The organism is Pseudomonas sp. A34-9, from assembly GCF_029543085.1.
Taxonomy (GTDB): domain Bacteria; phylum Pseudomonadota; class Gammaproteobacteria; order Pseudomonadales; family Pseudomonadaceae; genus Aquipseudomonas.
On the sequence record NZ_CP119967.1, the window covers coordinates 5,495,001 to 5,507,380 of the forward strand.

Annotated in this window: 13 protein-coding genes (1 of these 13 only partly in view); 5 read left to right on the forward strand and 8 right to left on the reverse strand. The window is 58.6% G+C overall.

The window, feature by feature from the left end:
* From msrP to P3G59_RS24545, 5 genes are all read right to left on the reverse strand, one after another.
* On the reverse strand, nt 1–188 hold the beginning of the coding sequence (gene msrP, locus P3G59_RS24525) for a protein-methionine-sulfoxide reductase catalytic subunit MsrP (RefSeq protein ID WP_277759306.1). The gene continues 826 nt to the left of window position 1, outside the view; 188 of the gene's 1,014 nt are visible here — the first part of the coding sequence; its start codon is at nt 186–188; its stop codon lies off the left edge, out of view.
* Between the two features lie 63 nt (nt 189–251).
* Nucleotides 252–1,109, reverse strand: a complete 858-nt coding sequence (pssA, locus tag P3G59_RS24530; protein WP_277759307.1) for a CDP-diacylglycerol--serine O-phosphatidyltransferase — start codon at nt 1,107–1,109, stop codon at nt 252–254.
* Between the two features lie 148 nt (nt 1,110–1,257).
* Nucleotides 1,258–2,274, reverse strand: coding sequence for a ketol-acid reductoisomerase (gene ilvC, locus P3G59_RS24535; protein WP_277759308.1), 1,017 nt, complete (start codon nt 2,272–2,274; stop codon nt 1,258–1,260).
* 48 nt (nt 2,275–2,322) lie between these two features.
* Nucleotides 2,323–2,814 (reverse strand): acetolactate synthase small subunit, encoded by a 492-nt coding sequence (gene ilvN / locus P3G59_RS24540; RefSeq protein ID WP_003176102.1) that lies wholly within the window; start codon nt 2,812–2,814, stop codon nt 2,323–2,325.
* A 2-nt stretch (nt 2,815–2,816) separates the two neighbouring features.
* Nucleotides 2,817–4,541 (reverse strand): acetolactate synthase 3 large subunit, encoded by a 1,725-nt coding sequence (locus P3G59_RS24545; protein WP_277759309.1) that lies wholly within the window; start codon nt 4,539–4,541, stop codon nt 2,817–2,819.
* Between the two features lie 399 nt (nt 4,542–4,940).
* Here P3G59_RS24545 and P3G59_RS24550 point away from each other — a divergent pair, with 399 nt between their 5' ends.
* The gene (locus P3G59_RS24550; protein WP_277759310.1) at nt 4,941–5,357 is read left to right on the forward strand and encodes a DUF4124 domain-containing protein; all 417 of its coding nucleotides are present in this window, start codon (nt 4,941–4,943) and stop codon (nt 5,355–5,357) included.
* A 110-nt stretch (nt 5,358–5,467) separates the two neighbouring features.
* Here the strand turns inward: P3G59_RS24550 and P3G59_RS24555 are convergent, their stop codons facing one another.
* From P3G59_RS24555 to mrcB, 3 genes are read right to left on the reverse strand one after another with little or no spacing between them, the layout of a single operon-like run.
* The gene (locus P3G59_RS24555; RefSeq protein WP_201231345.1) at nt 5,468–5,803 is read right to left on the reverse strand and encodes a YqcC family protein; all 336 of its coding nucleotides are present in this window, start codon (nt 5,801–5,803) and stop codon (nt 5,468–5,470) included.
* Nucleotides 5,803–6,552, reverse strand: coding sequence for a hypothetical protein (locus P3G59_RS24560; RefSeq protein ID WP_277759311.1), 750 nt, complete (start codon nt 6,550–6,552; stop codon nt 5,803–5,805). The genes P3G59_RS24555 and P3G59_RS24560 overlap by 1 nt, the downstream gene beginning before the upstream one ends.
* A 16-nt stretch (nt 6,553–6,568) precedes the next feature.
* Nucleotides 6,569–8,893, reverse strand: coding sequence for a penicillin-binding protein 1B (mrcB, locus tag P3G59_RS24565; RefSeq protein WP_277759312.1), 2,325 nt, complete (start codon nt 8,891–8,893; stop codon nt 6,569–6,571).
* Nucleotides 8,894–9,011: 118 nt separating this feature from the next.
* On the opposite strand from mrcB, the gene P3G59_RS24570 reads away from it, so the two are divergent.
* The 4 genes from P3G59_RS24570 (at nt 9,012) to P3G59_RS24585 (ending at nt 12,379) form a co-directional block, all read left to right on the forward strand.
* On the forward strand, nt 9,012–10,568 hold the full coding sequence (locus P3G59_RS24570) for a bifunctional aminoglycoside phosphotransferase/ATP-binding protein (RefSeq protein ID WP_277759313.1): 1,557 nt from the start codon (nt 9,012–9,014) through the stop codon (nt 10,566–10,568).
* Nucleotides 10,569–10,658: 90 nt separating this feature from the next.
* Complete coding sequence (locus P3G59_RS24575) at nt 10,659–11,003, forward strand: pentapeptide repeat-containing protein (protein WP_007909940.1); 345 nt, start codon at nt 10,659–10,661, stop codon at nt 11,001–11,003.
* A gap of 286 nt (nt 11,004–11,289) precedes the next feature.
* Entirely contained in the window at nt 11,290–11,562 is a 273-nt protein-coding gene (locus P3G59_RS24580) for a TfoX/Sxy family protein (RefSeq protein ID WP_003228231.1), read from the forward strand.
* 16 nt (nt 11,563–11,578) lie between these two features.
* The gene (locus P3G59_RS24585; protein ID WP_277759314.1) at nt 11,579–12,379 is read left to right on the forward strand and encodes a cyclic nucleotide-binding domain-containing protein; all 801 of its coding nucleotides are present in this window, start codon (nt 11,579–11,581) and stop codon (nt 12,377–12,379) included.
* Nucleotide 12,380: the final 1 nt, after the last annotated feature.

Consider the following 12,380-nt stretch of genomic DNA (forward strand, 5'->3'; position numbering starts at 1 on the left):
GCAGGCGCTTTACCGGGTTCGACATCGGCGTACCGCACGGCATCGTCGGCATTGGCCCAACGTGGCAGGCTACTGACGGCGATACCGGCAGCAGTGGCCCCGAGCAATTGGCGGCGAGAGAGATAGATGGACTCAGGCGTGACATCCGACTCATGGCAGTCGGACGCTTTGGGGACTTTGATCAGCATGGCAACTCCGCAGCTTTGGAGGACAGATGCACCAATAGACTGCGGAGTATGCGTGAAATTACATCACTCGGCTTTTTTGTGCCGACGAAGATGCAACAGGTACTGCACCGGGCCGGACGCCGCATAGGCGAGGAACACCAACAGCAGAATGCGCGGCGGGTCGCTGAACACAACCGCAAACACCAGCACTACCGCCAGGATCGCCACGAACGGTACGCGCCCTTTCAGATCCAGCTCTTTAAAGCTGTTGTATTTGATGTTGCTGACCATCAACATGCCGGCAGCCGCCACCATCAGCGCGACCAGGAACGACATCTTCGAACCCTGAATCCCATAATCGCTGAACGCCCAGACAATCCCCGCCACCACTCCGGCCGCTGCCGGACTGGCCAGACCAATGAAGTAACGTTTGTCAGCCGTGCCGACCTGCGTGTTGAAACGCGCCAGACGCAGCGCCGCGCCCGCCACATAGATGAAGGCGACCATCCAGCCAACCTTGCCCATGTCGCCCAATGCCCAACCGAACGCCAGCAATGCTGGTGCAACACCGAACGCGACCATGTCCGACAGCGAGTCGTACTCGGCGCCGAAGGCACTTTGCGTATTGGTCATGCGCGCGACACGGCCATCCAGGCCATCGAGCACCATGGCAACGAAAATAGCGATCGCGGCGAACGCGAAATACTTGCTCGCATTCGCCGAATCACCGGCGCTCGACGCCGCCTGGGCGCTCATCGAGTTGATGATGGAGTAAAACCCTGCGAACAGGTTCGCAGTGGTGAACAGATTCGGCAGCAGATAGATACCACGATGCCGGACTTTACGACCTTCTGCGTCGTGCCCTTCTTCGATGTGTTCATCGATGGGCAGCAGGCTTTCGGCGTCAGAAGCCTTGTTCGGCTCTTCGGGACGTTCGCTCATGGACATTACCTTGCAACGGTTTGGAGAAAATTCGACAGGTGCTTGAGGACGACAGTTCGGCCACAAACGCTGCAGCTTTATACCAGAACCACCGGCTCAAACGAAAAAACGCGGCCGAGGCCGCGTTTTTCGTACAAGGGACGACGACTTAGTTTTTGGCTTTGTCGACGATCTTGTTGGCACCGATCCACGGCATCATGGAGCGCAGTTGCTCGCCGATGATTTCGATGCCGTGAGCGGCGTTGTTACGACGCTTGGCGGTCATCGAAGGGTAGCCGGTTGCGCCTTCGCTGATGAACATTTTGGCGTATTCGCCGTCCTGAATACGTTTCAGGGCGTTGCGCATGGCCTGACGGGATTCGGCGTTGATCACTTCCGGACCAGTCACGTACTCGCCGTATTCAGCGTTGTTGGAGATCGAGTAGTTCATGTTGGCGATACCGCCTTCGTACATGAGGTCAACGATCAGCTTCAGTTCGTGCAGGCACTCGAAGTAGGCCATTTCCGGCGCGTAGCCAGCTTCAACCAGGGTCTCGAAACCGGCTTTTACCAGTTCAACGGTACCGCCGCACAGAACGGCTTGTTCGCCGAACAGGTCGGTTTCAGTCTCGTCCTTGAAGGTGGTTTCGATGATGCCGGTACGACCGCCACCAACGCCGGCAGCGTAGGACAGTGCAACGTTTTTGGCGTTGCCCGAGGCGTCCTGGTAGATCGCGATCAGGTCAGGGATACCGCCGCCCTTCACGAACTCGGAACGTACGGTGTGGCCTGGAGCTTTCGGCGCGATCATGATCACGTCGAGGTCGGCACGCGGCACAACCTGGTTGTAGTGGATCGCGAAGCCGTGGGAGAAGGCCAGGGTGGCGCCTTTCTTGATGTTCGGCTCGATTTCGTTCTTGTACAGCGAGGACTGGAACTCGTCCGGGGTCAGGATCATGACCAGGTCGGCAGAAGCAACAGCGGAAGCAACGTCGGTCACTTTCAGGCCGTGAGCTTCAGCTTTGGCAACAGTGGCCGAACCTTTACGCAGACCAACGGTAACGTCGACACCGGAGTCTTTCAGGTTGCACGCTTGGGCGTGGCCCTGGGAACCGTAACCAATGATGGCAACTTTCTTGCCCTGGATGATCGACAGGTCGCAGTCTTTATCGTAGAAAACTTTCATGAATTTCCCCTTTATATCCAGGCCGTTCAGGCCATTCGCTAATTTGGTTTAGATGCTGAGTACTTTGTCGCCGCGGGCAATACCGGTCACGCCGCTACGGACGGTTTCCAGAATCGATGCGGTGCCGATGGACTGAATGAAGCTGTCGAGCTTGTCGCTGGTACCGGTCAATTGAACGGTATACACGCTGGCACTGACATCGACGATCTGTCCACGGTAAATATCGGTGGTGCGTTTGATCTCGGCGCGCTGGGCGCCAGTGGCCTTGACCTTGACCAGCATCAGTTCGCGCTCGATGTGAGCACTTTCCGACAGGTCCACCAGCTTGACCACTTCGATCAGCTTGTTCAGGTTTTTGGTGATCTGCTCGATGACTTCATCGTGGCCAACGGTGGTCAGCGTCAGACGCGACAAAGTCGGGTCTTCAGTCGGCGCCACGGTCAGGCTTTCGATGTTGTAGTTGCGCTGTGAGAACAGGCCGACTACGCGAGACAAAGCGCCGGGTTCGTTTTCCAGAAGCAAGGAAATAATGTGCCGCATGATTAAGTACGCTCCGTCTTGCTCAGCCACATATCGCGCATCGAGCCGTCTTTGATCTGCATCGGATAGACGTGCTCGCTGGTGTCGACCGAAATATCGATCACCACCAGGCGATCCTTCATGGCGAACGCTTCTGCCATCTTCGACTTCAAATCTTTCGATTCGGTGATGCGTACGCCAACGTGACCGTAGGCTTCAGCCAACTTGACGAAGTCAGGCAACGATTCCATGTAGGAGTGCGAGTGACGGCTGCCGTAGCTCATGTCTTGCCACTGACGCACCATCCCCAGAACACCGTTGTTGAGGATGACGATTTTCACTGGCAAGCCATATTGCAGGCAGGTCGACAGTTCCTGGATGTTCATCTGGATACTGCCTTCACCGGTGACGCAGGCAACGTCGTCATCCGGGAAGCTCAACTTGATGCCCATGGCCGCCGGGAAACCGAAGCCCATGGTGCCCAGACCACCGGAGTTGATCCAGCGATTCGGCTTGTTGAACGTGTAGTACTGCGCCGCGAACATCTGGTGCTGGCCCACGTCGGAAGTGATGAAGGCATCGCCCTTGGTCACTTCGCAGAGGGTTTCGATCACGGTCTGCGGCTTGATCTTGCTGCCGTCGCCCTTTTCGTAAGGGAACAGGCCGCGATCGCCGCGCCATTCATCCACCTGCTTCCACCAACTGGCCACGGACTCCTTGTTCGGTGTCTCGCCGATTTCCTTGAGGATCGCGACCATTTCGGTCAGCACGCTCTCGACCGGACCCACGATCGGCACGTCGGCCTTGATGGTCTTGGAAATCGAAGCCGGGTCGATATCGATGTGGATGATCTTGGCGTTCGGGCAGAACTTCGCCGCGCCGTTGATCACGCGATCGTCGAAACGTGCGCCGACCGCGAGGATCACATCAGCATGGTGCATCGCCAGGTTGGCGGTGTAGCTGCCGTGCATGCCGAGCATGCCGATGAACTGACGATCAGTGCCCGGGAAACCGCCCAGCCCCATCAAGGTGTTGGTCACTGGCAGGTTGAGCATTTTTGCCAACTCGGTCAGCGGTGCGGAACCGTTGCCCAGAATGACGCCGCCACCTGAATAGAGCACTGGGCGCTTGGCCGCCAGGAGCATTTCTGCCGCCTTGCGGATTTGCCCCGAGTGACCGCGAACGGCCGGGCTGTAGGAACGCAGCTTGGCTTTCTTCGGGAAGATGTATTCGAACTTCTCGGCCGGGTTGGTCATGTCTTTCGGGATATCGACCACGACCGGGCCCGGACGACCGGATTGCGCCAGGTAGAAGGCTTTCTTCATGACTTCCGGGATTTCCGAAGCGTGTTTGATCATGAAGCTGTGCTTCACGATCGGCCGGGAGATACCGATCATGTCGGTTTCCTGGAACGCATCGGTGCCGACCATGGTGCTTGGCACCTGACCGGAAATGATCACCATTGGAATCGAGTCCATATAGGCGGTCGCGATACCGGTAATGGCGTTTGTGGCGCCAGGACCGGACGTCACCAATACCACGCCGGCTTTACCGGTGGCACGGGCATAACCGTCAGCCATATGGGTTGCCGCTTGTTCGTGACGAACCAGGATGTGAGTCACTTCCGGTTCTTTGAACAGGGCATCGTAAACATGCAGGAGAGCACCACCCGGGTACCCGTAGATATATTTGACGCCTTCGTCACGCAAAAAGCGGACGAGCATCTCACCGCCAGATAAAAGCTCCACGTTGTTCACCTCTAAAACGCCAGAATACCGTCCACAAAAAAGGGGCGGGTCTTAATAGGTTTACTTCTCGGCAGAGCATGAGCGACGGTAGTCGCCGACTACGTCAGCACTGACTGAGCAAGTATTGGGATCGTCCCAAGTGTTGCGGGCCTTTCCCACCCAGCGCGAGGTAACGCGTTGCGGGTGTAACAGGTCGGCGCGGATGTGCGCCTCATGATCTACCGAGTGGGTCTGCTTCTGGCAGTCCCTCTACAGCGGACTTTGGATTCTTCTGTTTCGCCCTCTCCAAGTCAAGCCGTCTATGTGGTTAATTGTGGGTAAGCACATGAGAACGCAAGAAAAAACCTGAAAACCGCTACTCTGTTAGTGTCAATTGCGCACTTTTGCCAAGGATTCAGCATGCGAACGCTCCTCCTCACTCTGCTGATCGGCCTCAGCCCATGGTGCATGGCCGCTCAAATCTACAAATGGGTCGACGCCCAGGGCGTCACGCACTTCGATGCGCAGCCGCCACCGGGTCAGCCGTCAACAACCTTGCAGACGCCCTCCTCGCCCGCGCCGAAACCGGCGGCCATGCCGGGCAGCGGCGTGCTGGGTGATCAGAAGGCTATCGATGACAAGGTGAGGAAACAGGTGGCTGACCAACAGGCGCAGCTCAAGCAGTTTTGCGAGCAGGCGCGGACGAACCTTGCGCAATTGCAGAACAATCCGCGTTTGAGGGAAGAGGTGGAGGGACAGTTGCGAAGGCTGGATGATGCGCAGCGGCAGGAACGCATCGCCGAAGCTCAGAAGCAGATTGCGCAGAATTGTGAATAGACGCCTGTAGGAGCTGCCGCAGGCTGCGATCTTTTGATTTTAAAGATCAAAAGATCGCAGCCTGCGGCAGCTCCTACATTGATCCGGTGTCCGTTCCAGAAAGGACTGGATCAGCGCGAGGCAGTGATCAGCAGATCAAACTCTTTGAGCAACACCTGAAGCTGACGATCCTTGCCCTGCAGATTGCGCTGGGCGAAGACCATTTCTGCCATTTCCTGAATACCCGAAGCATTCGGCAACGGCAGATCCTGTTCGAGGATCATCTTCATCCGTGGCAGGAAGATCCATTGCAGCCACTGCTCGAAGTCCAGGGTATCGACCGAAAACGGCTCGACACTGCTCAGCGCTTCGGCCGACGGCGAAACCTCATCCCACCAGCCTTGTGTGCGCAGCTCTCGCTCGATCAGCAACAACTGATCAGCGATTTTCGGGAAACGAGCATCCATCACAGCGAAACCTTGGCCTTCTGACGGGCCTGAGCGGCGCCGGCGGAATCGCCTTGTTTCTCACGGGCCTGAGCGATGATTTCCCACAGATTGGCTTGCAGGTCCGGGCGGCCGTTGGCCATGGTCAGCGCGCGGCGGGCAAACTGCTCGGCTTGCGGTGCGTCACCTTGAGCCATGCGCACCTGCGCCAGACGATAAAGCACTTGCGGCTCACGCGGGGCGACGCGCTGGGCACGCTCCAGGCTGGAGGAGGCGCCGTTGAGGTCGCCGCCGGCCTGTTGCTGTTGCGCGGTGGTCAGCAAAGCGAGCACCGGGCCGTCCAGTTGTTCGTCGGCCGACAGGCCGCCGCCACTGCTGGCGGAAGGAATCCCGCTCGGCGTCGATGGCATGCTGTAGCTGCCGGAGTTGATCGGCGCGGACTCAGCCGGCGAAGGATTATACGGCCCCGCCGTGATACCGCCGGATGCCGGGCCCGGCACGATGGGTGAAGCGCTGATCGGTGTCGACACGGCAGCGCCGCCACCCGGCACCATCACAACCACACCCGTATCGCCTTGTGGAATGGCCTGAGTCTGGCCCTGCGCAGGACGCTTGACCGTCGTTTGACGGAAACCGCCATTGGCCGAAATACGCTCGCTGTTGGACACCGCAGTACCGGAATCAACCACCGGGATCGAACCACGCTGTACGGTAGAGCAGCCGCTGAGCAAAGCCACGGCGGTCACCGCTGGAATCAACCACTTGTTCACTTGAAACCCTCTTTGCTTAATTCATCCAGCCCTTGACCCAATCCATCACCGACTCGCCGGAAGCAGGCGTTTCGCCCGCACACGCGGCGCCGGGTGGCGGTTCGCTGCCGCGAATATACGGCATCTGCACTGCCCCCGGGCAATTGGCATCGGAGCCCTGCCCGGTACGCGAATCGACCCACGCCTGCACGACGTTGTCCGGTTGCGGCATGTCCAGCGGTAGCGGATCGGCCTTGCGCATGAAACTGGTCCAGACCTGCAGCGCACCGGTCGCACCGGTAAATGGCGTCTTGCCGTTATCGTCGCGCCCCAGCCAGACCACCGCCAGCAGGTCCTGACTGAATCCGGCGAACCAGCTGTCACGCGAATCGTTACTGGTACCGGTCTTGCCCGCCAGCGTCAGCGTCTTGGGCAACACGTTGTAAACCGAGCTGCCGGTACCTTCACGCATCACGCGCTGCATGGCGTTCTGGATCAGATAAATGGACGCCGGATCGAAGCGCTGCTCAATCTGGAATGGATAACGCTTGAGCGGCTCACCCTCAGCAGTCAGAACACTGCGAATCCCGCGCATCGGCGTATTGAAACCACCGTTGGCCAGCGTCTGGTACATGGTCGCCACTTCGATCGGGGTCATGCCGCCCGCGCCGAGAAGCATCGACGGGAATGCCGGGAACTCACGCGTCACGCCCAGACGACCGAGGGTTTTCAACACATTCGGCACACCGACTTCCAGTCCCAGACGCGATGTCGACAGGTTGTAGGAATGCGCCAGCCCCTGATAAAGGAACACGGTGCCGTGGGAGCGGCGATCATAGTTCTGCGGTTTCCACACCTGCCCATTCGCGCCTTTGACCGACAACGGGTCGTCCGACAGCCAACTGGTCAGTGTGTACTGGCTCGGTTTCTCCAGCGCAGTCAGATACACCGCCGGCTTGATCAACGAGCCGATCGGTCGCACGGCATCCAGCGCACGGTTGAAACCGGCATAACTGGCCTGACGGCTGCCGATCATTGCCTGGACTTCGCCGGTCTCCGGATTGGTCACGACCATCGCCGCTTCGACATCATCGGAGCCTTTGCGCCCGGCCAGACGTTTAAAGGTATCGTTGACCGATGCTTCGGCCTTCATCTGCAGGATCGGGTCGAAACTGGTGAAGATGCGCAGGCCTTCTTCGGTCAAGTCTTCGTCGCGATAGTCTTCACGCAACTGACGTTTGACCAGATCGATAAAGCCCGGGAACGAGCTGTCGGCCAGTTTGCCGCGAGTGGTCACGCCCAATGGCATGTTCTTCGCTGCGGCCACTTGCTCGGCAGTGGCGACGCCTTGTTGCTCAAGCACGTCCAGCACCAGGTTACGCCTCTCCAGCGCGCGCTCCGGGTTGCGACGCGGGTTGTAGTAGGACGGGCCTTTGACCATGCCGACCAGCAACGCGACCTGATGCAGTTTCAGTTCGGACAATGGCTGACCGAAGAAGAACTGGCTGGCCAGACCGAAACCGTGCACCGCACGCTGGCCATCCTGCCCGACGAAGACTTCATTGAGGTAGGCCTCAAGGATTTCCTTCTTGTCGTAATGCAGCTCCAGCAGCATCGCCATCATGGCTTCGGTGAGCTTGCGGGTCAGGCTGCGTTCGTTGGTCAGGTAGAAGTTTTTCACCAACTGCTGGGTCAGCGTACTACCGCCCTGGGTCATCTTGCCGCCAGAAGTGTTGACCCAGACAGCGCGGGCAATCGACTTCGGCGACACGCCCCAGTGACTATAGAAATCACGATCTTCTACAGCGACCAGGGTTTCGAGCAGGTACGGCGGCACCTGATCGAGCTTGATCAGAATGCGGTCTTCGAGATTCTTTGGATAAATGCCGCCGATCATCAACGGCTCGAGGCGCACCACGGACAACTTCGAACCATTGGTCGCCGACAGTTCGGCGACGTAATCGCCGGAGAAACGCACGCGCACCGGCTGCGGTTTTTCCAGGCCTTCATAGAACTGGAAGCCACGGGTATTCAGATCGACCGTATTGCCACTGACGGCTGCGGCGCCGGGGCCATTGCTGACCGCCTCACGGCGATAGCCAAGGGCATCGAGTTCGGTCAGGAAATCGTCCTTGCTGAGCTTTTGTCCGACGAACAGCTCGAGCGGCCGCGCGTAGACCTTGGCCGGGATGGTCCAGCGCTTGCCGGAGAACTTCTCCTGCACCACGGCATCGAGGTAAACGGCGAAGCCGGCCAGCACGACAAGGCCGACCAGACTGAGTTTAATGGCCCAGCTCAACCACGGGCCAAGGCCCTTGGAAGGTGGTTTTTTCTTGGTACGGGGGGATCGAGTTCGAGTCATGGCGGCGGATTATACGCACTTTATTCATACTCAACAGGAGCGCTCCGAGGTTTGCGTCAGGCTGGCGAGCGGCCATAATGGCGGCCTCGAATTTCCCCCAGTCTCTGAAGGATCGCCCGTGAGCCAGTCACTGATCGCTGCCCTGCAAAACCCGGCCCTCTACCCGCACCCTGTCGAAGGGTTTCAGGTCATCGAAACCCATATCTCGTGGGTGATCCTCACCGGTCCCTTCGCTTATAAAGTGAAGAAGCCAGTGAATTTCGGCTTTCTCGACTTCACCGGCCTCGAGTCGCGCGCACATTTCTGCGCTGAAGAGCTGCGTCTGAACCAGCGTCTGACTGATGATTTGTATCTCGAAGTGTTGCCGGTGACCGGCAGCGTCGAAGCACCGCAACTCGGCGGTGAAGGCCCGGCGATCGAATATCTGCTGAAAATGCGCCAGTTCCCACAGACCGGTCTGCTCAGCACTCTGCAAGCCAACGGCGAACTGACCACCCAGCACATCGACGAGATGGCCGCGCAAATCGCCCGCTTCCACCTCACCGCGCCAAAAGTCCCGGCCGAACACGACGCCGGCACCCCGGACAGCGTGATGGCGCCGGTCTCGCAAAACTTCGAGCAAATCCTGCCGTTCCTCAGCGACAAAAACGATTTGCTGCAACTCGATGCACTGAAAGCCTGGGCCGAAAGCAGCTTCGAACGTCTCAAGCCATTGTTCGCCCAGCGCAAAACCGCAGGTTTTACCCGTGAATGCCACGGCGATATCCATCTGGGCAACGCCACCGTCATCGACGGTAAAGTGGTGATCTTCGACTGCATCGAGTTCAACGAACCGTTCCGTTTCACTGACGTCTGGGCCGACACCGGTTTCCTGGCGATGGACCTGGAAGACCGTGGCCTGAAATCCCTGGCGCGCCGCTTCATCAGCCAATACCTGGAATTGACCGGCGACTACCAAGGCCTGGAAGTGCTGAACTTCTATAAAGCCTACCGTGCACTGGTTCGCGCCAAGGTTGCGCTGTTCAGCATGCCCGCGGACGCGACGCCGGTGCAGCGCGCCACCACCCTGCGCCAGTATCGCAACTACGCCAACCTGGCCGAAAGCTACAGCACCATTCCTTCGCGCTTCATGGCCATCACCCACGGCGTTTCCGCTGTCGGCAAGAGCCACGTGGCCATGCGCCTGGTCGAAGCGCTGGGCGCGATCCGCCTGCGTTCCGATGTTGAACGCAAGCGCCTGTTCGGTGAGCAAACCGTCGCCAACGACGTACAGGCCGGCATCTATAGCGCCGACGCCAGCGCGGCGACTTACGCACGCCTGCATGAGATTGCTGAAATCATCTTGCACGCCGGTTTCCCGGTGGTGATCGATGCCACTTACCTCAAACGCGAGCAACGCGAAAACGCGGCGAAAATTGCTGAAGCCACCGGCACGCCATTCCTGATCCTCGACTGCAACGCACCGCAAGCGGTGATCGAGAGCTGGCTGGCGATTCGTCAGGCGGACAAACAGGATCCGTCCGACGCCACCCTGGCCGTGATCGAAGCGCAACAGGCCAACCGTGAACCGTTGACGCCGGAAGAAATCCTGCGCAGCAAACGCGTGCAGACCAATGAATCCGGCACGCTGGACACTGTGGTCGCGCAGATCCGTCAGCGCCTGCCAGGCCTGTAAGAAACTATTTCGGCCGTGAAGCCCTCGCTTGCTTCACGGCCGTCAAATAGTGGCACTATACTGGCGTCATAAAACCAACGGTGATATGACATGAGCCAGCCGAAACTTCTCGACACCCCGCTATATGCCTTGCTGCACAAAGACGACATCACAGGTTTCAACAAGGAGCGTCCGCAGGACGGCCCGATCGACATGGTCGGCGGCGATTTCCGTGGGCTCGATTTACGTGAACTGAACGCCGATGGCGTGGATTTCCGGGACGCGTACTTCCGTTCCGCCGATCTGCGTGGCATCGATTTCCGCAATGCGTCGCTGGAGGGCGCGAGCCTGGCTCACGCGCAGATTTCCGGGGCGTACTTCCCGCCGGAGCTGAGTGCCGACGAGATTCTGATGTCGATGAATTTTGGTACGCGCTTGCGTTATCGCACGCGCTGATCGCCTCATTATTCCCTGACACAACGCCGTCCCTGCAGGAGTGAGCCTGCTCGCGATAGCGGTTTAGAATTCAACACATGTGTGCCTGCAAGTCCGCTATCGCGAGCAGGCTCACTCCTACATTGATTTGTGTTCCCCCCTCCTCATCTGCGCTCGCAGCCCTTAAAAGCGCCCTTTCTTAGAAGCGTTTGCGTTGAATCCGACCAAACAACCACGCTTTTCCTACTGATGGCTACACTCCTGAGAAGCTCGCCCACGCACCATTCGGCCGTCGCAAGGAGGCTTGATGAATGATGAACTGCAACACCTGAAGAATCTTGGCAAGACGTCGGCGCAATGGCTGCATGCCGTGGGCATCCACAGCGCCTCGGACTTGCGTCGCCTGGGCGCGGTGGACGCCTACCGGGCCGTGCGTACCCGCGGGTTTCGCGCATCGAAGGTGTTGTTGTATGCGATTGAAGGCGCGCTGATGGATGTGCACTGGAACGACATCCCCGCCGAACGCAAGGACGCCCTGAACAAGCAGCTTGAAGCCATTTCCTCACGCCACAAGAACTGAACGGGCTTAGACCGTTATGTATTTACTGGGGGAACAATCGGCTTGGGCCGATGCCTTGATCAACCGTTTGCAGAGCTTGCCTGCACTGTGGTTACGCGACCTGACGCCTTGCGGGCCGCCTCTGGAGCTGGAAGCGTCGGATGATTTGCTCGCGCAGTTGCCCGCCGACCAGTTATTCCTGCTCAATGAGGGTGGGATCAGCGGCTGTATCGCCGCCCGCCCGCTGTTTTATTGGCAGGAAGGTGATTTGATCGGCCTTCAGCAAGGTGAGAACTGGGCTGATTGCCGTTTATGCAATGAAGGGGCATTGCGCTTGACGCCCTATCGGCGCAGTGAGGTTTTCCAGCATTTGTATGCCGATGCTCGTCGGGCAGACCAGTTTCTGGAGTATCTGCTGGGACAAATGGCAATCCTCGCCAATGCGGTCGCAGAACTGAAACCGCGCGAATTTCGCAGCACCAATGGTTTCAAACGGGTTGAAGCAGGTGCAACACTGATCAACCAAGGTGACGCGGCAGACCATGTATTTGTGATCATCGACGGGCATGCCGAAGCGTTTGTCGACGGGCAGAAAGTCGGAGACGTGCCCAAGGACGAGATTTTCGGTGCCATGGCCGTGTTCACCGGCGAGCCACGCAGTGCCACGGTCATCACCCGAGAACCGAGCACCATCATGCTGATTCCCGGTGAACAATTCTTGAGCATGACCCGCACCAATCCGAAGATCGCCCACAGCTTGATCGAGAGCATGGCGCGGCGGATCGGCCAATTGAATCGGCAGATCACACAAATACCCCCACCTGAAGGCCAGCGTTGAA